The organism is Variovorax cryoconiti (genome assembly GCF_051216395.1).
Taxonomy (GTDB): Bacteria; Pseudomonadota; Gammaproteobacteria; order Burkholderiales; family Burkholderiaceae_C; genus Variovorax.
In genome coordinates this window covers 391,456-412,536 of record NZ_JBPJZI010000001.1, presented here as the reverse complement: position 1 = coordinate 412,536, position 21,081 = coordinate 391,456, and the positions used below count along the sequence as shown (strand labels likewise).

Here is a 21,081-nt window from a genome sequence, read left to right as displayed (position 1 = left end):
CCCCCGGTAGGGGGTGGGAGGAGGCGACACGAAGTGCGCCGCATCCTGGGGGCGAGCAAAACCAGTTACATCGACTTGCCGGCGGGCTGGTCGGGCTTTTTGTCGTTGCCTTCGATGTACGGGCTCCACGGCTTGGCCTTGACCGGGCCCGGCGTCTTCCACACCACGTTGAACTGGCCGTCGGCCTTGATCTCGCCGATGAACACGCTCTTGTGCAGGTGGTGGTTCTTCTCGTCCATCTTCGAGACGATGCCCGACGGTGCGTTGAAGGTCTGGCCGGCCATCGCGGCGATCACCTTGTCGGTGTCGGTCGACTTGGCCTTCTCGACGGCCTGCTTCCACATGTGGATGCCGATCCAGGTGGCTTCCATCGGGTCGTTGGTCAGCGGCTTGTCCATGTGGCCGGGGATCTTCTTGGCCTTGGCGTAGTCGCTCCATTGCTTGATGAAGGCGGTGTTGGTCGGGTTCTTGATCGACATGAAGTAGTTCCATGCGGCCAGGTGACCCACCAGCGGCTTGGTGTCCACGCCGCGCAGCTCTTCTTCGCCCACCGAGAAGGCGACGACCGGCACGTCCTTGGCCTTCAGGCCGGCGTTTCCGAGTTCCTTGTAGAAGGGCACGTTGGAGTCACCGTTGATGGTGGACACCACGGCGGTCTTGCCGCCGGCCGAGAACTTCTTGACGTCGGCGACGATGGTCTGGTAGTCGCTGTGGCCGAAGGGCGTGTACTTCTCGTCGATGTCCGATTCCTTCACGCCCTTGCTCTTGAGGTAGGCGCGCAGGATCTTGTTGGTGGTGCGCGGGTACACGTAGTCGGTGCCCAGCAGCACCCAGCGCTTGGCGCCGCCGCCTTCCTTGCTCATCAGGTAGTCGACGGCCGGAATGGCCTGCTGGTTGGGCGCTGCGCCCGTGTAGAACACGTTCTTCGACAGCTCTTCACCTTCGTACTGCACCGGGTAGAACAGCAGGCCGTTCATCTCCTCGACCACCGGCAGCACCGACTTGCGCGACACCGAGGTCCAGCAGCCGAAGATGACCGAGACCTTGTCCTGGCCGAGCAGCTGCTTGGTCTTCTCGGCGAACAGCGGCCAGTTGGAGGCCGGGTCGACGATCACGGGCTCGAGCTGCTTGCCCATCACGCCGCCCTTCTTGTTGATGTCCTCGATGGCCATCAGCACCGTGTCCTTCAACACGGTTTCCGAGATGGCCATGGTGCCGGACAGCGAGTGCAGCACGCCGACCTTGATGGTGTCGGCGGCGAATGCCGGCGCAGCGGAGATGCTGGCCAGCGCGACGGCGGCGGTGAGCGCCTTGAGGGTGAAACGACGTTGCATGGTGACTCCTTCTCCTGTGTGGTTCGACTGGGACCGTTGCGTGCATCGGGGCGATGTGCAGCGATGGAGCGAAGTCTCTTCGGCAGGGAGGAAGTCACAAATACGCCGGGTGGCGTACGGCCTTGCAGGCCATCGTCGGCCGCCGTCCCGCGGTGCAAACGTCCGGCGAACCGATAAGCCACAGCGCGTGGCGGAGGTCGGGGCCGCTGGGCGCCTCGATCAGATCGATGCCCCAGACGTCGGCTAAAAGGTCGCTCTCGGCAACTCTTTGTCGCCGAAGACGACATGCGATTTCGCATCGTCCGGAATGGGTGGCAACGATTCATTCCATGCCGCCCAGGATTGCCTGAGTTCCGCCAGGCGCGCTGGAAAGAGGCCCTTCAGGTTGGAGCGCTCCCGGGCATCCTTCGACAGATCGAACAGGTACTCATGGCCGTCGACCCGCAGGTACTTCCACGACCCGCGAATGACCGCCGCCTGGCCGCGGTGTTTCATCCGCCAGAAGAGATCCCGCTGGATAGGCTTCGCGTTTTTCTGCAGTGCCTCCAGAAGACTGATCCCGTCGAGCGGGTAGGCAGGATCTTCGGCGACACCTGCCGCATCCAACATCGTCGCGGTCCAGTCCATCGTCATATTTGGCTGGTCGGAGATCTGCCCAGGCGCGATGCATCGCGGCCAGCGCGCAATGAGAGGCACGCGGATGCCTCCCTCCAACAGATCCATCTTCTGGCCCACAAACGGCCAATTGTTGGAATAGCGCTCGCCGCCGTTGTCGCTGGTGAATATCAGAAAAGTGTCCTCGTCCGCACCGGTCCTGCGCAGCGCCTCCAGGACCCAACCGATGCCCTCGTCCATGTGATGAATCATCTCTTGGTAGGTTCGAATGGAGCCCCCATCGGTGTGCTTCCCCACCCCGGCGATCCGTTGAGATTCCGCCCTGTCGTCCCTCGTGAGCCACGGCCAGTGCGGTGCGCTGTAATGAAGACTGAGCAGGAACGGCGTATCAGGCGATTGCTTCTCGATGTACGCGACGGCATTGCGACTCAGGATGTCCGTGAGATATCCGTCTTCGACGACGGGATCGTCGTTGCGCCAAAGGTCGGGAATACCGCGCGGATTGCAGTGCGCAAAGTAGTCGTTGCCGCCCGCGTGAAACCCATAGAACTCTTCGTAGCCAGACAGGTTCGGCGAAAAGTGGGGCGGGTATCCCAGATGCCATTTGCCAATCAGTGCGGTCGCATAGCCGCTCTCTTTCAACAGCGACGCCAGCGTGGGGTGCGATGGTGGCAGGCCAAGCACCTTGTCGTCCGCAATCGTGGGGATGGGCTCTTCTGCGCCGCCTCGAAGCCGGTACTGCCAGCGGCCGGTCGCGAGCGCAAAACGCGTGGGAGAGCAGACGGCAGAGTTGGCGTAGCCGTTGGTGAACCGCATGCCTTCGGCCGCCATTCGATCCAAGTTCGGGGAGATGTCGGCCGGGTGCCCGTCCGCGTCGCGGGCGCCCGTGCAACCGAGATCTGCATACCCCAGATCGTCCGCAAGAATGAAAATGAAGTTGGGTCGTCGAATCGGCTTCATCGCTGCACAGGCACCGTCTACTTCAAGCTGATGTTGGCTTGCTTTGCGACGGCATCGAACTTGGCGATGCTGTTCTTGGCGAATGCGTCGGCTTCGGCAGGGCTGAGAGTCGACGGCACCTGTCCGGCGGCTTCCAGGGCCGCTTTCACTTCCGGCGTCTTCATGGCCTCGGCAATGGCCTTGTTGAGTTTCATGATGATTGCGGCATCGGTGCGCGCGGGAACCGCCGCGATGAAGAACTGCGTCGCTTCATAACCCTTCAAGCCGGCTTCGCTCATGGTCGGTACATCGGGCAGCGATGCCAGCCGGAACGGCGTGGTGACGGCGTAGGCCTTCAACTTGCCGGCATTGATCTGCGCGAGAACGGGCGTCACCCCCAACATGCCGAGCGACACCTGCCCACCCACGACATCGGTCACAGCCTGGCCACCGCCCTTGTAGGGGACATGAATCATCTCGGTGCCGGCCATGGTGTTGAAGAGTTCGCCGGCCAGATGTTGGCCTGTACCGGTACCTGAACTGGCATAGCTCCAATCCTGGGGGTTTTTCTTCATGGCGCCGATCAGGTCCTGCAGATTCGAGCGCGCGTTGGCGGCCGCGCCGACGAGCACGATCGGCCCTTGCGAGATCAGGGAAACGGCAGACAGTTCGCGGCCCAAAGTGGGTTGTTTCTCCGCATGAATGATCGGGCCAGGAACGGTGATCAGCCAGTACCCATCGTTGGCAGCGCGGGCGGCGTACTGCAGCGCAATGGCGCCCGAGGCACCGGCGCGGTTGTCGATCACGATGGATTGCCCGATGCGGTCTGAAACGGCTTTTGCAACGGAACGTGTGATGACATCCACGGAGCCACCGGGGACATAGCCAACGATCCAGGTGATGGGCTTCGCGTTGGGCCAGGCGCCGGGGTCGCCTGCGGCGAGCACGGTCGCGGGCAAACACATCACGGCGGCAGCGGCCATAAGCACACGGCGAGAGAGGGAAGAGAACGGTGTGGACATTCGAGACTCCAAAAGGAAGAGGGATGAAAAGACGACGGCGTTCAGTCGGGCTTGCCCGGCGGCGTGTTCGGAAACTGCTGGCAGCTCTTGTTGAAGGCCTGCACCATGCGCAGGACGGGGCCGAGCACCCAGGTGTTGAAGACCAGCACGTCGGTCTCTTCCTTGGGGTCGCGCGTGAGATTGAAGAGGTAGGGCGACTCGAGCTTGCCCTTGCCTTCGTTCACCTCGGGCTCCCAATAGAAGTGCAGCTTCCAGTCGCGCCACTTCACCGCGCGCAGGTCGTTCTTGATGTAGAAAAGAAAGCCTTCGCGCGCCGACTTCTCCGCGTCGCCGAACAGGAAGGCACGCTGGTCCACGCCATCGATGGGCCGGTCGTTCGGCAGCGGCGCGCCGGCCACGGCCGCCAGGGTGGTGAAGAGGTCGGTCACATGCACCAGTTCGTTGCTGATGCGGCCCGGTTCGATCCGCCCCGGCCAGCGCGCAATGAAGGGCACGCGCAGGCTGCCTTCCATCGCCGTGTGGTATGTGCCGCGCCACGGGCCGGCGGTGCCGCGGTACGGTGCGCGGAACTCCGGGCCGTTGTCGCTGCAGAAGATGAGGAGCGTGTCGTCGGCGATGCCCAGGCGCTCGACCTCGTCGACGATCTGGCCCACGCGGTGGTCCATCTCGACCATCGAGTCCGCGAAGTCGCCGGCGCCGGTGCGCCCCGCGAAGTCCGGATGCGGCAGCGTTGGGAAATGCAGGTGCACCAGCGGCAGGTACAGGAAGAAGGGCTTGCGCGCCGCGTGGTGGCGCTGCATGAAGGCCTGCGAGTGCTCGACCAGCTCGGCGTCGATGCCGCGGCGGCTGTCGAGGTCGTAGACCTTCACGATCTCCGACGGCTCGCCGCGACGACCCCGCATGATGTGCGGGATGTCGGCCACCGACGGATCGAAGCCGACGGTCGAGGTGAACTGGCTCTCGTCGGTCGTGCGGGGGATGCCGTACCACTCGTCGAAGCCACGGTCCGACGGGTAGCGGCCCTCGATATCGCCGAGGTGCCACTTGCCGAAGTGCGCCGTGGCATAGCCCTGCGCCGACAGCAGTTCGGCCAGCGTCCGCTCCCATCGCGTGAGGCCCTGCGGCAGGCCCGGCGGCACCGACTGCAGGCAACCGGTGCGGATCGGATGCCGCCCGCTCATCAGCGCGGAGCGGGTCGGCACGCAGTCGCTCTCGACGTTGAAGTTCTGCAGCAGCAGGCCTTGACGGGCGAGTGCGTCGATGCGCGGCGTGGGTGCGCCGCGCAGGGCGCCGCCGCCGTAGCAGCCGAGCTCGCCCCAGCCGAGGTTGTCGGCGACGATCAGGACGATATTGGGTGGATTCACGGTCGGTTCTCGTTGAAGCTGGTGATGGCTTCAATCTAGCCAGACCGATGCCAGATGCCATTCCCTTTGATAGAGAGTCCGATAACCCACGGGAATGCCCCGCGGTGCACCGCGCGCCGGCTTCGGTACCGGTCAGCGTGCGGCGGGGGCAGCAGCCGGCAGGCGGTCCGCCAGAAGCAGATCGCGAAAGGCCGTCATCAGCGGCGACCACGTGGCCTGTGGCCGTGTGAGCAGCACCAGCGTGCGCCGCAATTCGAGCATCGGCAAGGGCAGCGCTTCGACGCGGCCACGCCAGGCGCGCAGGACCGAGGCCGGCACCAGGCCCACCAGGTCGGTGCTGGCGATCAGGCCCATCGCGGCCTCCGACATGTAGTCGGCCTCGAGCGTGACGCGCGGTTCCGGCGCGCCGGCCTGCTCGAAGATCTGCATCACCAGGCGGCGCGCAGCGCTCTGGCGGCTCGGCATGGACCAGGCGCAATCGGTCAGATCAAACAGCGTCAGCGCGGCCCGTCGCGCCAGCGGGTGGTCGGCGCGAGCAGCCACGCGAACCGTGTCCTCGCTCAGGGCCAACTGATCGCAGCTGAAGGAGATGCCCGGATAGGACGGCACGACGGCCACATCGAGTTCGGCCTTCTCCACCGCCTGGTTGAGCGCATCGGACTTGCCAATGACCATCGTCAGGCGCAGGCCCGGCCGGTGGCGCACCATGTCCGCGAGCACGCGCACCGCGGGCCCGTCGCTGGCCGCGTTGGTCAGGCCAACGCGCAGCAGACCCGCATGCTGCGCCCGTAGTTCGGACGCAGACCGCATCAGCTCGAGGTGCCCGGTGTCGAAGCGGCGCGCCGATTCGAGGAAGAGCTGACCCTCGGCGGTGAGGCGAGCGCCGTGCGCGCCGCGCTCGAACAGGGCCACGCCGACCGCATCCTCCAGCCGCCGGATTGCCTTCGAAACCGCGGGCTGCGTCACGCCCACGGCCTCGGCCGCACGGCCGACATGGCCCTGGCGGGCCACTTCGAGAAAGTAGGCGATGTCAGCCGGGGAGAAGCTCATGCGTCCTGGAACTGCTTCGACACGAAAGCCCAGATCAGCTTCGAAGCATCGGGCCCCGCCGGGTCGCTGAAGGCCTGCCGCAGGGTGCCGCCGCTCCAGGCATGCCCCAGCCCTGCGACCTCGCACAGCCGCACCCGGGTGCGGCCGTCGCGCGTGTAGTCGGTGATGCGCATCGGCCGGCGCTGGCCGCGCTGCAGCGTGCGCGGCACGCCCGGCCGTGCGCCGGTGGCGGTCGCCCACACCGCGGCCGTGTCGGTGGCATTGCCCGCCGTGACCACCACATCGGCATCGCCATGCAGCACCAGCAACGGCGGAAGGCTCGCGCCCACCGCGGCCGCGCCCATGGCCTTGCCGACGGCCGTCACCGGCACCACTGGCGTGCGCCTGCCGCGCATGGCACCCAGCGCCGTCGCCGACGATTGCGCGGCGCCCGGTGCCACGCCCGAGTGCATCGCCACGGCCTTGAAGCGCCCGGGAAAGTGCGTGGCCATCAACACCGCCATGCTGGCGCCGGCCGAGAGCCCGGCGACGGCGATGCGGTCGCGGTCCACCGGGTGGAACAGACAGACCTGGTCGACCGCGGCCATCAGCGTGGCCGCTTCGGCACGGGCCTTGCCGGTGCGGGTGTCGTACCAGTTCCAGCAGCCGTGCGGGTTCACCATGCGGTCCTGCTCGGGGTAGAGCACGAGGAAGCGCTCGCGCGTGGCCAGGCGGTTCATCCGGCTGCTGGCAGCGAGGTCGCGGCCGGTCTGGCCGCAACCATGCAGCATCACCAGCAGCGGCAGCTTCTCGCCGGGCGCGAGAGCCAGGCCCGGGGGCCGGTAGAGGTGATAGCGCCGTGCCCCGGCCGGGCCGACGGCCATGCCCGACAGCCAGTCGCCCGGCCCCGGTGGCGGCTTGTTCTGCTGGACGTTCGCCTGCTGCAACTGCGCCGCGACACGCTTGCCGGCGCCGAACGTGACCTTGGTCAGCGCCCGCAGGTTGCGCGCGTAGGCACGCGTCAGCGCGGAGGTGGTGGAGCGGCGGACCATGGGCGCACGGTAGCAGCTTCCGCGCCGCGCGTGGCCATGGGCTCAGTAGCGCTCGGGGACGTACATCTCCGCCGGGACCGGCTGGCGCAGATAGTCGGGGTTGCGCACGCGCGCCGGCAGGTCGACCGGCGCGTGCGCCACCTCGTGATAGGGCAACTGGTCGAGCAGGTGCGCGATGCAGTTCAGGCGTGCCTTCTTCTTGTCGACCGCCTGCACCACCCACCAGGGCGCCTCGGGGATGTGGGTGCGCTCGAGCATGGTTTCCTTCGCCTTGGTGTATTCCTCCCAGCGGCGGCGGCTTTCCAGGTCCATCGGGCTGAGCTTCCACTGCTTGAGCGGATCGTGGATGCGGCCGAGGAAGCGCAGGTGCTGCTCGTCGTCGGTGATGGAGAACCAGTACTTGATGAGCTTGATGCCCGAACGCACCAGCATCTTCTCGAACTCCGGCACGCTGCGGAAGAACTCCTCGTACTCTTCATCGGAGCAGAAGCCCATCACCCGCTCGACGCCGGCGCGGTTGTACCAGCTGCGGTCGAACAGCACCATCTCGCCCGCGGCCGGCAGGTGCGAGATGTAGCGCTGGAAATACCACTGGGTGCGCTCGCGATCGTTCGGTGCCGGCAACGCGGCCACGCGGGCCACGCGCGGGTTCAGCCGCTGGGTGATGCGCTTGATGACGCCGCCCTTGCCCGCCGCGTCGCGGCCTTCGAAGAGGATCACGACCTTCTGCTTGCTGTGCTGCACCCAGTCCTGCAGCTTGACCAGTTCGCCCTGCAGGCGGAACAGCTCACGGAAATAGGCGGCGCGGGCAGCCTTGTCGACCCCGACCGGCGCGCCTTCGTCGTCGACGTTGCGGTCCTCGATTTCCAGTTCGAGTTCTTCGTCGTAGCTGTCGACCAGGTCGCGCGCAATGCGCCGCATCAGTTCGTCGTGGTCGGGGTGGGCGTTCGGCAGCGTCATGGTGAGGGGGCTCGAAATGGTGGGAGCGATGCTGCCGCCGTCGGATGACGGCGGCGTGACAAGACCATGACGTTGACACACGGCTGTCATGTGGCTGAGCAAGCATCGGCCGCTCCTCCCTGTACGACAGACGCTTCCGCTTGCCCACCATGACCACGCCCGCCCCCGCCCAGGACGATGCGGGCCTGATCTGCGGCTACCTGTTCGACCGTGCCGAGGCCGGCGCGGCGCGCGCGGTCGACCCCGACGCCGCGGCCCGCTGGCTGGCCGACACGAACGCGGCCGACGGCTTCCTGTGGTTGCACTTCAACCTGAGCCATGCCCAGGCCGAACGCTGGCTGAAGCGCCACGCGAACCTGTCCGACGCCTTCTACGAGACGCTCAAGGACGGCTCGCACTCCACCCGCATCGAGCGCGACGAGGACGCGCTCATCGCCGTGGTCAACGACGTGCACTTCGACTTCGGCTTCGAGCCCTCGGACATCGCCACCCTGTGGATCAGCGTCGGCCCGCGGCTCGTGGTGACCGCGCGCACGCAGCCGCTGCGCAGCGTCGATGCGCTGCGTACGGCGGTGCGGCATGGCGAGTCGCCGCGCTCCAGCGTCGCGCTGCTCGAGCAGCTGATGCGCACCCAGGCCGACGGCCTGGTCGGCATCGTGCGCGGCGTGACCACCCGCATCGACCACGTCGAGGACGAGCTGCTGAGCGGCCGGCTCGACAACAAGCGCGCCCGGCTCGGCGTGCTGCGCCGGCTGCTGGTGCGGCTGCAGCGGCTGCTGGCGCCGGAGCCGGCGGCGCTGTTCCGCCTGTTGCAGCACCCGCCCGCCTGGATGGCCGAGGACGACGTGCAGGAACTGCGCGGCGCCACCGAGGAATTTTCGGTCGTGCTGCGCGACATGCAGGGCCTGCAGGAGCGCATCAAGCTGCTGCAGGAAGAGATCGCCGCGAGCGTGAACGAGGACAACAACCGCAGCCTGTTCGTGCTGACCGTGGTGACCGTGCTGGCCCTGCCGATCAACATCCTGGCCGGCCTGTTCGGCATGAACGTCGGCGGCATCCCGCTGGCCGAGGACAAGCACGGCTTCTGGATCGTGGTCGCCATCATCGGCGGCTTCACCGCCATCGCGGCCTGGGTGGCACGCCGCCGCAAGGACCGATAGCTGCGCAGGGTTGTCGCCTGGGCGGCCGGCGCCCCGCGAGGCGAGCACTTAAAATCGGCGCGTGCCTTCCATCCTCAATGCCGACCTGCACTGCCATTCCGTGGTCTCCGACGGCACGCTCACGCCCGAGGCGCTGGCCGAACGCGCGGCGGCCAACGGCGTCGAGTTGTGGGCGCTCACCGACCACGACGAGGTCGGCGGCCAGCACCGCGCCATGGCCGCGGCCAAGGCCCACGGCATGCGCTACCTCACCGGCTGCGAGATCTCCGTGACCTTCGCCGGCGAGACGGTGCACATCGTCGGCCTGGGCTTCGACCCGGACGACGCCGGCATGCGGGCCGGCCTGCAGGCCACGCGCGGCGGTCGCGGTGCACGGGCGCAGGAGATGTCAGCCGGCCTGGCCCGGGTCGGCATCCCCGGCGCCTACGAAGGCGCCCTCACGTTCGTCGGCAACCCGGAACTGATCTCGCGCACCCACTTCGCGCGCTTCCTGGTCGAGAGCGGCGTCTGCCGCGACACCTCGGAGGTGTTCCGCAAGTACCTGACCGAAGGCAAGCCGGGCTATGTGCCGCACCGCTGGGCCACGCTGAAGGATGCGGTGCACTGGATCACTGCCGGCGGCGGCATCGCCGTGGTGGCGCACCCCGGCCGCTACAACTTCACGGCCAACGAAGAGCACGCGCTCTTCATCGAATTCCAGGCGCACGGCGGCCGTGCGATCGAGGTCGTGACCGGCAGCCACAGCCCCGCCGAATATGTGGAGTACGCCGAGAAGGCGCTGGAATACGGCTTCGCCGCGTCGCGCGGCAGTGATTTCCACAGCCCCGACGAGAGCCATGTCGACCTGGGCAAGCTGCCCTGGCTGCCGGGCAGCCTGACACCGGTCTGGGAACTGCTCGAAGACCGCATCCAGTGAGCGCCGAGCGAGCAGGCGCGCGCGACCGCGAATCGGAACGCATCCTGGCCGGCATCGGGCTGGTGGTGCTGGCGGTCGCCTGCTTCTCGACGCTCGACACCGCCACCAAGATTTCCGTGACCACGGTGCCGATCCTGATGGGCGTGTGGTTCCGTTACGCCTTTCAGGCCGTGGCCACCTCGCTGGTGCTGCTGCCGCGCCACGGCACGGCGCTGCTTCGCACCGCCCACCCCCGCTATCACGCACTGCGCGGCGCGCTGCTGCTGGTGACCAGCATCTTTGCCTTCTTCAGCCTGCGCTACATGCCGCTGGCCGAGTTCACGTCGATCGTGCTGATCGCACCCCTGGCCGTGACCTTGCTGGCCGCCACCGTGCTCAAGGAGCAGGTGTCGCCGCTGCGTTGGGCGCTGGTGGCCGGGGGCTTCGCCGGCACGCTGGTGATCCTTCGCCCCGGGGGCGGCGCCTTCAGCTGGGCGATGCTGCTGCCCTTCGGGCTGGTGGTGACAAACGCCTGGTTCCAGGTGCTCACCAGCAAGCTGGCGCAGACCGAGAATCCGCTGACGATGCACTTCTACACCGGCTGGGCCGGCACCCTGCTGGCCTCGGTGGCGTTGCCTTTCGTGTGGCAGAGCCTGCCGTCGTGGCAGTGGTGGGCGCTGCTGTGCCTCATGGGCCTGATGGGCACCGTGGGCCACTTCATGCTCATCCTGGCCTTCCAGCGCGCGCCGGCCTCCACGCTGACGCCCTACCTTTATGCCCAGATCGCCTTCGCCATGCTGGGCGGCTGGCTCATGTTCGCGCAGGTGCCCGATGTCGTGTCGCTGGTTGGCATGGGCATGATCGCCGCCTGCGGCGCGGCCGGCGCCTGGCTGACGGTGCGCGAGCGCCGTGTCCCCATCGAACCCGCGGAAGGCTGACACCATGGCTCAATATTTCGAAGTTCATCCCGAGAACCCCCAGCAGCGGCTGCTCAAGCAGGCCGTGGCGCTGCTCGAGCGCGGCGAAGTCGTCGCCGTGCCGACCGACTCCAGCTACGCGCTGGCCTGCCACCTGGACGACAAGGACGCGGTCGACCGGCTGCGCCGCATCCGGCAGGTCGACGACAAGCACCACCTGACGCTGCTGTGCCGCGACCTGAGCGAGCTGGCCAACTACGCCAAGGTCGACAACAAGCAGTACCGGCTGCTGAAGGCGGCGACGCCGGGGCCGTACACCTTCCTGCTGGAAGCCACCAAGGAAGTGCCACGCCGGGTGAGTCACCCGCAGCGCAAGACCATCGGCCTGCGCGTGCCCGACCACAAGGTGCTGTCCGAGCTGCTGGCGCTGCATGGCGCGCCGCTCCTGGCGACCACGTTGATCCCGCCCGGCGAAACGCAGCCGCTGAACGACGCGCAGGAGATCCGGGCGCGCTTCGAGAAGCTGATCGGCGCCGTGATCGACGCCGGCGCCTGCGCGTCGGAGCCGACCACCGTGGTCGACCTCACGCCTTTGGGCGAAGGCGGCGACCCCGTGGTGGTGCGGCTCGGGCGCGGCCCGGTGTCCCTGCTCGGTCTTTGACGCCGCGGCCGGCAGGAGCCGTCTGACACAATGTGCAATATTTTCGCGGCCCGCCTCGCTTGCGATTGCCTTTCGTCCGCCCCCTGCCTGCCATGACTCCGCCCTCTCCCACCCGCTTTCTCACCGGCATCACGACCAGCGGCACGCCGCACCTGGGCAACTACGTGGGTTCGGTGCGTCACTCGGTGCGCTTCAGCCGCCGCGCCGACGTGCAGAGCTTCTATTTCCTGGCGGACTACCACGCGCTGATCAAGGTCGACGACCCGGTGCGCATCCAGCGCTCGACGCTGGAGATCGCGGCCAGCTGGCTGGCCTGCGGGCTCGACCCGGAGCGGGTCACGTTCTACCGCCAGTCGGACATCCCCGAGATCCCCGAACTCACCTGGTTCCTGACCTGTGTCACCGGCAAGGGCATCCTCAACCGCGCGCACGCCTACAAGGCCTCGGTCGACAAGAACGTGGCCAAGGGCGAGGACCCGGACGCCGATGTGAGCGCCGGCCTCTTCATGTACCCGGTGCTCATGGGCGCAGACATCCTGATGTTCAACGCGCACAAGGTGCCGGTGGGCCGCGACCAGGTGCAGCACATCGAGATGGCGCGCGACATGGCGCAGCGCTTCAACCACCTGTACGGCGAGCACTTCACCCTGCCCGAGGCCGAGATCGACGACGCGGTGGCCACGCTGCCCGGCCTCGACGGCCGCAAGATGAGCAAGAGCTACGACAACACGATCCCGCTCTTCACGCCACGCGCCCAGTTGCAAAAGCTGATCGGCAGCATCGTGACCGACTCGCGCGCCCCCGGCGAGCCGAAGGAGACCGAGGGCTCCGCACTCTTCCAGATCTACCAGGCCTTCGCCGACGCGGAGGAAACCGCCGCGCTGCGCAAGGCCTACGCCGAAGGCATCGCCTGGGGCGACGCCAAGCAACGCGTGTTCGAGCGCATCGACCGGGAAATCGCTCCGATGCGCGCGCACTACGAAGCGTTGATCAACGATCCGGCGCAGATCGAGCGCATCCTGATCGCGGGCGCCGAGAAGGCACGGGCGCTGTCGCAGCCCTTCATCGGCCGGCTGCGCCACGCCGTCGGCTTGCGCCGGCTCGAGGCGCCCGCCGCCGCAACCACGCGCAAGGCCGCCAAAGTGGCCCGCCCCAGCTTCAAGCAATACCGCGAAAGCGACGGCCAGTTCTACTTCAAGCTGCTCGACGCCCAGGGCGAACTGCTGCTGCAGAGCCGCGCTTTCTCGACGCCGCAGGAGGCCGGCCGTGCCATCGGGCGCCTCCAGCAGGAAGGCGGTGCCGGACTGGCGGCCCTCGCCGAACAGCTCGAACCCGCCGACAATGACGGGATGCGTGCCGCGGCGGAGGCCCTGGAGGTGCTGGCGGCACAGTCACTGGCCGCCAGCGGCGGTTAAGGAACAGAATCAGGCATGGCCGGCATCTGCCGGCCGAGCGTTCACTCAGAAAGCAGACCATGAGCATTTACGTCATCGACGATCACCCCCTGATGCGCGACGCCATCGTGATGGTGCTGCGGCGCCTGCGGCCCGCGGAGAACATCGTCGAACTGGAGCGGCTGGACAAGCTCACCAGCGCCGTCAAGCAGCATGGGGCGCCCGATCTCTTTTGCCTCGATCTGAAGCTCCCCGACACCACGGGCTGCTCCGGCGTCATCGCGGTCAAGCAGATCTATCCGGACGTGCCGATCGCCGTGTACTCGGCCTCGCCAGCGGCCGACATGGAAGAGGCCTGCATCGAAGCCGGCGCCGACACCTACATCGAGAAGTCGGCCAGTTCGGCCGAACTCACCGCCGTGCTGCGCGGGCTGCTCATGGCCGACAGCGATGTCGAGGAGCCGGTGGCAGCCGCCAACAGCGGCAAGCTGTCCAAGCGCCAGACCCAGCTCATCGCCATGCTCGACAAGGGCATGAGCAACCGCGACATCGCAACCGAGCTCGAGATCAGCGAGCACACCGTCAAGGTGCACCTGTGGCGCCTGTTCCGTCGACTGGGCGTCAAGAGCCGCACGCAGGCGTTGCACCACGCGCGCAACCACGGCCTGCTCTCGTCTTCAGGGTCGATGTGATCTTGAGGTGATCGGGGCTTGACGCCACCCGCCACGGGCAGCGGCGTCAGCCCACTGCGCCGGAGATGCGGGTCTGCGCCTGCGACTCGTCGGCATCGTTGAGCGCCACGCGGAACACGCTGCCGCGCCCCAGGCGCGAGCGCACGCTCACCGGATGGCCCAAGGCGTGCGACAGGCGCGCCACGATGGCCAGGCCCAGGCCGAAGCCGTCCGACGTGCCGGCATGGTCGGCCACCTTGTAGAACTCCAGGAACACGTCGCGCAGGTGTTCGCGGGCGATGCCGATGCCGGTGTCCCACACCTCCACGCGCAGCCCGTCCTTGGTCTGCCGCGACGCGAGCAGGATGCCGCCCTCCACCGTGTACTTGATGGCGTTGGCCAGCAGGTTGCCGATCATGCGGCGCACCCGAATCGGGTCGGTGAGCACGGTGCCGCGGCTGATGTGCACCCGAAAGCGCAGGCCCTTGGCCTCGGCCACCGGCCGGTATTGCAGCTCCAGGTCATGCAGCAGCTGGGCCACGTCGACCCGCTCGATGTGCAGCCGGACCTGGCCCGAATCGATGCGCGCCAGGTCGAAGAGCGAGTCGAACAGCGCGTTCACCGCATGCGTGGCGCGAACGATCTTCGGCGCGATCTCCTGGACCAGTTCCGGCTCGTTGCGCAGCCAGTCCGCATACAGCGACAGCGCCAGCACCGGCTGGCGCATGTCATGCGCGGCGCTCGCCAGGAAGCGGTTCTTCATGGCGACGGCCGACACGGCGGCTTGCCGCTGCTGGGTCAGGGAATTGATCAGGATGTGGTTGTGGAACAGCAGCTCGAAGCTGTTGCGCGCCGTCTCATGGATGCGGCGACCGGCCCGCAGCAGCAGCCACCAGTGCAGCACCGGCAGCATCAGGAAGCCGTAGTGGAAATGCGGGCGCTGGAAGTTGAGTTCGACCACGCGGAAGGCCACGGCCGCCATCATGGTGATGAAGAGCACGTTGACGTAGCGCCGCAGCAGCGGCGGATAGAGCGCCAGGCCGTTGAGCGGGAAGGTGGCGACACCGGCCACGATGAGCCAGCTCATGAACTGGTTGACCAGCGGCGTGCGCTCGAAAAAGATCAGGATCGACAGGCCCCAGGCGAAGGCACTGGTGCCCCACAGGAAGCGGTAGCGGTCGACGAATTCCTGCTGCGAGGCCGAGTCCTTGTCGGCGTAGTCGCGCACGTAGAGCCGTTCGCCCCAGACACGGCAGCCAGTGGCGGCAATGCCGATCGCGAGCCAGACGAAGAGCTGCCAGCGTGGCACATGGCCCCAGCTCAGGCCGATCATGGCCGGCATGAGCGCCGCGGCCAGCAGGTAGGAGCCCCGTGCCGCACGCATCAGGCTGCGGATCAGTTCCCCGCGCACCCACGGTTCGGCTTCGTCCGCCGTCGCGGGGGCCGGCGTCAAACTCGCAAACGACGAGTTGCCGAGACCCACGAACGACGAATTACCCTTCATGGCTCAAAACCTCTGTCAACTGACCCCTTTTGGAACGGCCCCTCCGAAGGGCGTTGGCTTGGCCGCGATTCTAGGGGCAGCCTTGCACCCGCCGACCCGAGTGTTGTGCCGACCCAACCCCGGCCGGCGACCGCGTCGGTCGGCGTCGGCAGGTGCACCTCGCCCTGGACTTCACGTTTCGTCCAGACAAAAAAATAGCCCCTGAACGGGGCTATCTTGGAGGAGAGGGAGGGATTCGAACCCTCGGTACGTTTCCGTACGCCTGATTTCGAGTCAGGTACATTCGACCACTCTGCCACCTCTCCGGTGTCTGTCGAGCCTTCGATTCTAGCAGCAGAATTCGGCGACCCGGGCGCGAAGCGTCTCAGGCGCGCAACGTGTCGAGGCCGCCAAGGTAGGGGCGTAGTGCTACAGGCACACGGATCGAACCGTCCTCGTTCTGGTGGTTCTCCAGCACGGCGACGAGCGCCCGGCCCACGGCCAGGCCGGAGCCGTTGAGCGTGTGCACCAGCTCGTTCTTGCCCTGCGCATTCTTGAAGCGCGCCTGCAGCCGGCGCGCCTGGAACGCCTCGCAGTTCGAGACCGAGCTGATCTCGCGGTAGGTGTTCTGAGCCGGCAGCCACACCTCCAGGTCGTAGGTCTTGCTCGAGCCGAAACCCATGTCGCCGGTGCACAGCAGCACCACGCGGTACGGCAGCTCCAGCGCCTGGAGCACCGCCTCGGCGTGCGTGGTCATGGCTTCGAGCGCTTCGTAGCTTTTCTCGGGGTGCGTGATCTGCACCATCTCGACCTTGTCGAACTGGTGCTGGCGGATCATGCCGCGCGTGTCGCGGCCGGCGCTGCCGGCTTCGGAGCGAAAGCACGGCGAATGCGCGGTGAGCTTCATCGGCAGTTGCGATTCGGCCACCACCTCGTCGCGCACGAAGTTGGTCAGCGGCACCTCGCTGGTCGGGATCAGGTAGAGCGCCTGGTTGTCGGGCACCGGCTCGCCGTCCTGGCCGCCCTTCTTCGCGGCGAACAGGTCGCCCTCGAACTTCGGCAACTGACCGGTGCCGCGCATCGAGTCGGCATTGACGATGTAGGGCACGTAGCACTCGGTGTAGCCGTGGCGCTCGGTCTGCGTGTCGATCATGAACTGCGCCAGCGCGCGGTGCAGACGGGCGATCGGGCCCTTCAGCACGCTGAAGCGCGAACCGGCGAGCTTGGCGCCCATCTCGAAGTCCAGACCCAGCGGCGCGCCGAGGTCGACGTGGTCCTTGGGTGTGAAGGCCAGCGGCGTGGCGTCGGCACCGACGCCGCCTTGCGGGCTCCAGCGGCGCACTTCGACGTTGCCGCTCTCGTCCTCGCCCACCGGCACGCTCTCGTGCGGCAGGTTGGGCACGGCCAGCAGCAGGGCCTGTAGTTCGGGCTGGATGGCCTCGAGCCGTGCGGACTGCGATTCCTGCTCGGCCTTGAGCGCATTGACCTCGGTCATCAGCGCATCGATCGGCTCGCCCTTGGCCTTCAGCGGGCCGATCTGCTTGTTGAGCATGTTGCGCCGGGCCTGCAGCTCCTCGGTGCGGACCTGCAGCGTCTTGCGCTCGGCCTCCAGCGCCGTGAAGGCATGGACGTTGAGGTAAGGCTGGTTTTTCTTGCGCGTTTCGAGGCGGGCCACGGCCGAGGCCAGGTCCTTGCGCAGCATGGTGATATCGAGCATCGGGCGATTTTAGGTGGGCGCCGCGAACCCACTGTGTGCTCAGGCCAGCGTGGCCGGGTCGACGTTCGCGCCGCAGACGATGAGGCAGACCTTCTCCCCTGCGCGCGGCACGTAGGCGCCCGTCTGGAGTGCCGCCAGCGGCAGCGCAGCCGCCGGTTCGACGGCCAGCTTCATCTCTTTCCAGAGCCAGACCTGCGCCGCGCGGATCGCGTCGTCGGACAGCAGCAGGGCATCGCGCACCTCGCGCTGCGTGATGGCCCAGGCGTGCTCGCCGATGCGCTTGGCGCCCAGCGAATCCGCGGCCACGCCGCCGACCTCGACATCCACCGGTGCGCCGGCTTCCCGGGCGCGGAACAGCGTCGGCGCACGCTCGGGCTCGAGCGCCACCACGCGGCTGCGCGGGCCGAACCAGGCCGCCAGGCCACCGATCAGCCCGCCGCCGCCCACGCTCACCAGCACCGAATCGGGCAGGCCGCCCTGCGCCTCGATCTCGCGGCCGAGCGTGCCGGCACCGGCCACCACCTCGGGCTGGTCGTAGGCGTGGGTCAGCAGCGCGCCGCTCTCACGCTGGCGCGCCAGGCAGGCCGCGAGCGCATCGGCATAGGCCTCGCCGACCACCGTGACCTCGGCGCCCAGCGCGCGCAGCCGTGCCCGCTTGGCCTCGGGCGACACGCCGGGCAGGAAGACCTCGCAGCGCACACCGAGCGCACGTGCCGCGGCGGCTGTGGCGATCCCGGCGTTGCCACCCGACGCCACCACCACACCCGCGGCCGGGATGTCGTGGGCCAGCAGCCGATTCATCATCCCGCGCGCCTTGAAGCTGCCGGCGATCTGCAGGTGCTCGAGCTTGAGCCAGACCTCGACGCCCTCTGCCGTCGACAGGCCGAAGGCGTCGGGCGAGAGCTTCCACAGCGGCGTCTCGCGCAGGTAGGCGCCGCGGTGTGCGGCCAGGCGTTGGGCGGCGCGCTCGATGTCGGCACGCCAGTCGATGTCGTTCAGATTCAAGAGATGTGTCCGGGTGCGGGCATGTGGTCGAGCTTCAGGCCCTTGGGCAGCGGGAACTTCAGTGTTTCCTCGATGCCGTCCATCTTGCGGACCGACACCGCGCCGAGCGCCTTCACGCGGTCGATCACCTCGCGCACCAGCACCTCGGGCGCCGAGGCGCCGGCGGTGAGTCCGACGCGCGTCTTGCCCTCGAACCACTCGGGCTTGAGTTCATCGGCCGAATCGACCATGTAGCTTTCGGTGCCCAGGCGCTGCGCCAGTTCGCGAAGGCGGTTGCTGTTCGAGCTGGTCGGGCTGCCAACCACGATCACGATGTCGACCTGCGGGCTCATGATCTTCACCGCGTCCTGGCGGTTCTGCGTGGCGTAGCAGATGTCCTGCTGCTTGGGCTCGCGCACCTTCGGGAAGCGCGCGCGCACGGCGGCGGCGATCTCGGCCGCGTCGTCGACCGACAGCGTGGTCTGCGTCACGACGGCGAGCTTGTCGGTCTGGCCCGGCTGCACGGTGGCCACGTCCGCGACGTCTTCCACCAGGTGGATGCCGCTCGACAGCTGGCCCATCGTGCCCTCGACCTCGGGATGGCCCTTGTGGCCGATCATGATGAATTCGTAGCCCTCTTTCGCGAGCTTGGCGACCTCGACGTGCACCTTGGTCACCAGCGGGCAGGTGGCGTCGAACACGTCGAAGCCGCGCGCATGCGCCTCGGCCTCGATCGCCTTGCTCACGCCGTGCGCGCTGAAGACCAGCGTCGAGCCCGGCGGCACGTCGGCCAGGTCCTCGATGAAGATCGCGCCCTTGGCCTTGAGCTCGTTCACCACGTAGGTGTTGTGCACGATCTCGTGGCGCACGTAGATCGGTGCGCCGAACTTGGCGATGGCGCGCTCGACGATCTCGATGGCGCGGTCCACGCCCGCGCAGAAGCCGCGCGGCTCGGCGAGCAGGATTTCCTTTTCCATCGGGCCGGTCACAGCACGCCGATCAGCCGCACTTCGAAGGTGACGGGCTGGCCGGCCAGCGGGTGGTTGAAGTCGAACTGCACCGCGGTGTCGCTCGACGCAATCACGGCACCGGCGTAGCTTCCCATGCCGTCGGGCGTGGGGAACTCCACCACGTCGCCGACGGCGTAGCGCTCGTCGGGGTCACCCATCTTGGCCAACAGGGTGCGTGCGACCCACTGCTGCATCTCGGGATTGCGGTCGCCAAAGGCTTCGCCCGCGGGCAGGTCGAAGGTGGTGTGCGCGCCCTCTTCCAGGCCCATCAGCCGCTGCTCGACGGCCGGCGACAGCTCGCCGGTGCCCAGCGACAGCGTCGCCGGCTTGTCGGCGAAGGTGTTGATGATGTCGCCCGCGGGCCCGGCCAGCCGGTAGTGCAGCGTGAGAAAAGAGCCAGCGGTGACGACGGCGTGGGTGGTGGGCGAAGACAAGGTGAGATCGGCCGCGAAGGCCCCGGTACACTGAATCCGCCATTTTAGGGAGTGGGGCCCAAGCCCCTGCGGCACCATGTCTTTCAAGGATCTGCCGGCAGAAGCCAGACCGCGCGAGAAGCTGCTCGCCCGCGGGGCCGGCGCATTGGGCGACGCCGAACTGCTCGCCCTGCTGCTGCGCACCGGCATGGCCGGCAAGAACGTGCTGCAGCTGGCGCAGGAACTGCTCGACACCTTCGGCGGCATTGCCGGCCTGCTGCAGACCGGCGTCGACGACCTGCGTCAGGTCAAGGGCCTCGGCGGGCCGGCCAAGCGGGCCGAGCTCACCGCCGTGCTCGAATTGGCGCGGCGCGCCATGGCCGAGCGGCTGCGCGAACGCACCGTGTTCGATTCGCCCGCCGCGGTGAGCCACTACCTGCAACTGCACATCGCGTCCCGGCCCCACGAGGTGTTCGCGGCGCTCTTTCTCGATGCGCAGCATCGGCTCATCGCGATGGAGGAGCTGTTTCGCGGCACGCTCAGCCAGACCAGCGTGTACCCGCGCGAAGTCGTGGTCCGCGCCCTGCACCACCACGCCGCCGCGGTGATCCTCGCCCACAACCACCCGAGCGGCGGCGTCGAGCCCTCGCGCGCCGACGAGGCGCTCACGCAGACGCTCAAGGCCGCGCTCGCACTGGTCGACGTGCGGGTGCTCGACCACATCGTCGTGGCGCGCGGCCAGACGCTGTCGATGGCGGAGCGCGGCCTGGTCTGACTTGCCTTGCTATGCTGAGCCCATGCCACGCCGTTCCGACACGCTCAAGAGCCTCGCCGACCTCGGCGCCGTCCAGCGCACGCTGACCGAGCAGCGCGCGCGCGAAGCCGACGCAGCGGCGGCTCGCGCGGCCGCCGAGAAGAAGCGGCAGGCGGAGCAGAACCTCTTCGCCCGGGCCATCGGCGCCACGCAACCGCTCAGCAAGCGCAGTGCCGCCGTGCCGCTGGCGCCGGAGCCACCGGCACCGATCCCGGTGCAGCACCAGCTGGACGAGCAGCGCGTGCTGCGCGAATCGCTGTCCGACGAGTTCGATGTCACCACCCTGCTCGACGTCGACGACGCCATGAGCTTCCGCCGCCCCGGCATCGGCACCGACGTGACGCGCAAGCTGCGCGCCGGCGAATGGACGATCCAGAAGCAGGTCGACCTGCACGGCCTGCGCAGCGACGAGGCCCGTGAGGCGCTGGGCGCCTTCATCCGCGGCGCGCACAAGCAGGGCGTGCGCTGCGTGCGCGTGGTGCACGGCAAGGGCCTGGGGTCGCCGGGCAAGCAGCCCGTGCTCAAGACCAAGACGCAGCGCTGGCTGATCCAGAAGAACGAGGTGCTCGCCTTCGTGCAGGCCAAGCCGGCCGAAGGCGGGGCCGGGGCGCTGGTGGTGCTGCTGGCACCGGTCAAGCGCTGAGGGC

The 21,081-nt window shown here is 67.8% G+C and carries 20 protein-coding genes and 1 tRNA gene; 8 read left to right on the top strand and 13 right to left on the bottom strand.

All coding sequences use genetic code 11. The features are described 5' to 3' along the window. Positions 1-65: 65 nt before the first annotated feature. The 7 genes from urtA to ppk2 form a co-directional block, all read right to left on the bottom strand. The gene (gene urtA, locus ACSFA2_RS02110; RefSeq protein WP_435451335.1) at positions 66-1,334 is read right to left on the bottom strand and encodes an urea ABC transporter substrate-binding protein; all 1,269 of its coding nucleotides are present in this window, start codon (positions 1,332-1,334) and stop codon (positions 66-68) included. Positions 1,335-1,577: 243 nt separating this feature from the next. After that, positions 1,578-2,909 carry a sulfatase-like hydrolase/transferase gene (locus ACSFA2_RS02105; RefSeq protein WP_435453650.1) on the bottom strand — a complete coding sequence of 444 codons (1,332 nt, stop codon included), beginning with the start codon at positions 2,907-2,909 and terminating at the stop codon, positions 1,578-1,580. Between the two features lie 17 nt (positions 2,910-2,926). Further along, entirely contained in the window at positions 2,927-3,910 is a 984-nt protein-coding gene (locus ACSFA2_RS02100; RefSeq protein ID WP_435453649.1) for a Bug family tripartite tricarboxylate transporter substrate binding protein, read from the bottom strand. 41 nt (positions 3,911-3,951) lie between these two features. Beyond that, positions 3,952-5,274 carry an arylsulfatase gene (locus ACSFA2_RS02095; RefSeq protein ID WP_435453648.1) on the bottom strand — a complete coding sequence of 441 codons (1,323 nt, stop codon included), beginning with the start codon at positions 5,272-5,274 and terminating at the stop codon, positions 3,952-3,954. 132 nt (positions 5,275-5,406) lie between these two features. Next, positions 5,407-6,324, bottom strand: coding sequence for a LysR family transcriptional regulator (locus tag ACSFA2_RS02090; RefSeq protein WP_435453647.1), 918 nt, complete (start codon positions 6,322-6,324; stop codon positions 5,407-5,409). Then, a complete protein-coding gene (locus tag ACSFA2_RS02085) occupies positions 6,321-7,355 on the bottom strand; it encodes an extracellular catalytic domain type 1 short-chain-length polyhydroxyalkanoate depolymerase (protein ID WP_435453646.1) in 1,035 nt (344 codons plus the stop codon). Before ACSFA2_RS02085 ends, ACSFA2_RS02090 begins: the two co-directional genes overlap by 4 nt. A 42-nt stretch (positions 7,356-7,397) precedes the next feature. Then, complete coding sequence (gene ppk2 / locus ACSFA2_RS02080; protein WP_435453645.1) at positions 7,398-8,315, bottom strand: polyphosphate kinase 2; 918 nt, start codon at positions 8,313-8,315, stop codon at positions 7,398-7,400. 149 nt (positions 8,316-8,464) lie between these two features. On the opposite strand from ppk2, the gene ACSFA2_RS02075 reads away from it, so the two are divergent. From ACSFA2_RS02075 to ACSFA2_RS02050, 6 genes are all read left to right on the top strand, one after another. Next, a complete protein-coding gene (locus ACSFA2_RS02075; protein WP_435453644.1) occupies positions 8,465-9,475 on the top strand; it encodes a transporter in 1,011 nt (336 codons plus the stop codon). Positions 9,476-9,536: 61 nt separating this feature from the next. After that, positions 9,537-10,391, top strand: a complete 855-nt coding sequence (locus ACSFA2_RS02070) for a 3',5'-nucleoside bisphosphate phosphatase (RefSeq protein ID WP_435453643.1) — start codon at positions 9,537-9,539, stop codon at positions 10,389-10,391. Continuing rightward, positions 10,388-11,308 carry a DMT family transporter gene (locus ACSFA2_RS02065; protein ID WP_435453642.1) on the top strand — a complete coding sequence of 307 codons (921 nt, stop codon included), beginning with the start codon at positions 10,388-10,390 and terminating at the stop codon, positions 11,306-11,308. The genes ACSFA2_RS02070 and ACSFA2_RS02065 overlap by 4 nt, the downstream gene beginning before the upstream one ends. Positions 11,309-11,312: 4 nt before the next feature. Further along, complete coding sequence (locus ACSFA2_RS02060; protein ID WP_435453641.1) at positions 11,313-11,948, top strand: L-threonylcarbamoyladenylate synthase; 636 nt, start codon at positions 11,313-11,315, stop codon at positions 11,946-11,948. Between the two features lie 92 nt (positions 11,949-12,040). Beyond that, complete coding sequence (locus ACSFA2_RS02055) at positions 12,041-13,363, top strand: tryptophan--tRNA ligase (protein WP_435453640.1); 1,323 nt, start codon at positions 12,041-12,043, stop codon at positions 13,361-13,363. 59 nt (positions 13,364-13,422) lie between these two features. After that, positions 13,423-14,034 (top strand): response regulator transcription factor, encoded by a 612-nt coding sequence (locus tag ACSFA2_RS02050; protein WP_435453639.1) that lies wholly within the window; start codon positions 13,423-13,425, stop codon positions 14,032-14,034. A 46-nt stretch (positions 14,035-14,080) separates the two neighbouring features. On the opposite strand, the gene shkS is transcribed toward ACSFA2_RS02050, so the two are convergent. From shkS to ACSFA2_RS02020, 6 genes are all read right to left on the bottom strand, one after another. Then, positions 14,081-15,517 carry a surface-behavior sensor histidine kinase ShkS gene (gene shkS / locus ACSFA2_RS02045; protein ID WP_262075157.1) on the bottom strand — a complete coding sequence of 479 codons (1,437 nt, stop codon included), beginning with the start codon at positions 15,515-15,517 and terminating at the stop codon, positions 14,081-14,083. A 217-nt stretch (positions 15,518-15,734) separates the two neighbouring features. Further along, positions 15,735-15,822: transfer RNA gene (locus tag ACSFA2_RS02040), tRNA-Ser, on the bottom strand. A gap of 59 nt (positions 15,823-15,881) precedes the next feature. Then, on the bottom strand, positions 15,882-17,213 hold the full coding sequence (gene serS / locus ACSFA2_RS02035) for a serine--tRNA ligase (RefSeq protein WP_435453638.1): 1,332 nt from the start codon (positions 17,211-17,213) through the stop codon (positions 15,882-15,884). A gap of 39 nt (positions 17,214-17,252) precedes the next feature. After that, complete coding sequence (locus tag ACSFA2_RS02030) at positions 17,253-18,218, bottom strand: threonine/serine dehydratase (RefSeq protein WP_435453637.1); 966 nt, start codon at positions 18,216-18,218, stop codon at positions 17,253-17,255. Beyond that, positions 18,215-19,174: a 4-hydroxy-3-methylbut-2-enyl diphosphate reductase gene (ispH, locus tag ACSFA2_RS02025; protein WP_435453636.1), complete on the bottom strand. Its 960-nt coding sequence runs from the start codon at positions 19,172-19,174 to the stop codon at positions 18,215-18,217. The genes ACSFA2_RS02030 and ispH overlap by 4 nt, the downstream gene beginning before the upstream one ends. 8 nt (positions 19,175-19,182) lie before the next feature. Continuing rightward, positions 19,183-19,641 carry an FKBP-type peptidyl-prolyl cis-trans isomerase gene (locus tag ACSFA2_RS02020; protein ID WP_435453635.1) on the bottom strand — a complete coding sequence of 153 codons (459 nt, stop codon included), beginning with the start codon at positions 19,639-19,641 and terminating at the stop codon, positions 19,183-19,185. 76 nt (positions 19,642-19,717) lie between these two features. Between ACSFA2_RS02020 and radC the strand changes: the two genes are divergently transcribed. Together radC and ACSFA2_RS02010 are read left to right on the top strand one after the other, a co-directional pair. Beyond that, positions 19,718-20,395 carry a RadC family protein gene (gene radC / locus ACSFA2_RS02015; protein ID WP_435453634.1) on the top strand — a complete coding sequence of 226 codons (678 nt, stop codon included), beginning with the start codon at positions 19,718-19,720 and terminating at the stop codon, positions 20,393-20,395. A gap of 22 nt (positions 20,396-20,417) precedes the next feature. Next, on the top strand, positions 20,418-21,077 hold the full coding sequence (locus tag ACSFA2_RS02010) for a Smr/MutS family protein (RefSeq protein ID WP_435453633.1): 660 nt from the start codon (positions 20,418-20,420) through the stop codon (positions 21,075-21,077). The last annotated feature ends 4 nt before the right edge of the window (positions 21,078-21,081 follow it).

Bases quoted from the DNA above. Each gene is read 5' to 3' on its own strand.
- ACSFA2_RS02055 (WP_435453640.1), top strand. From the start codon at position 12,041: ATGACTCCGCCCTCTCCCACCCGCTTTCTCACCGGCATCACGACCAGC.
- ACSFA2_RS02100 (WP_435453649.1), bottom strand. From the start codon at position 3,910: ATGTCCACACCGTTCTCTTCCCTCTCTCGCCGTGTGCTTATGGCCGCT.
- ACSFA2_RS02050 (WP_435453639.1), top strand. From the start codon at position 13,423: ATGAGCATTTACGTCATCGACGATCACCCCCTGATGCGCGACGCCATC.
- serS (WP_435453638.1), bottom strand. From the start codon at position 17,213: ATGCTCGATATCACCATGCTGCGCAAGGACCTGGCCTCGGCCGTGGCC.
- shkS (WP_262075157.1), bottom strand. From the start codon at position 15,517: ATGAAGGGTAATTCGTCGTTCGTGGGTCTCGGCAACTCGTCGTTTGCG.
- radC (WP_435453634.1), top strand. From the start codon at position 19,718: ATGTCTTTCAAGGATCTGCCGGCAGAAGCCAGACCGCGCGAGAAGCTG.
- urtA (WP_435451335.1), bottom strand. From the start codon at position 1,334: ATGCAACGTCGTTTCACCCTCAAGGCGCTCACCGCCGCCGTCGCGCTG.
- ACSFA2_RS02060 (WP_435453641.1), top strand. From the start codon at position 11,313: ATGGCTCAATATTTCGAAGTTCATCCCGAGAACCCCCAGCAGCGGCTG.
- ACSFA2_RS02105 (WP_435453650.1), bottom strand. From the start codon at position 2,909: ATGAAGCCGATTCGACGACCCAACTTCATTTTCATTCTTGCGGACGAT.
- ACSFA2_RS02010 (WP_435453633.1), top strand. From the start codon at position 20,418: ATGCCACGCCGTTCCGACACGCTCAAGAGCCTCGCCGACCTCGGCGCC.
- ispH (WP_435453636.1), bottom strand. From the start codon at position 19,174: ATGGAAAAGGAAATCCTGCTCGCCGAGCCGCGCGGCTTCTGCGCGGGC.
- ACSFA2_RS02075 (WP_435453644.1), top strand. From the start codon at position 8,465: ATGACCACGCCCGCCCCCGCCCAGGACGATGCGGGCCTGATCTGCGGC.
- ACSFA2_RS02085 (WP_435453646.1), bottom strand. From the start codon at position 7,355: ATGGTCCGCCGCTCCACCACCTCCGCGCTGACGCGTGCCTACGCGCGC.
- ACSFA2_RS02090 (WP_435453647.1), bottom strand. From the start codon at position 6,324: ATGAGCTTCTCCCCGGCTGACATCGCCTACTTTCTCGAAGTGGCCCGC.
- ppk2 (WP_435453645.1), bottom strand. From the start codon at position 8,315: ATGACGCTGCCGAACGCCCACCCCGACCACGACGAACTGATGCGGCGC.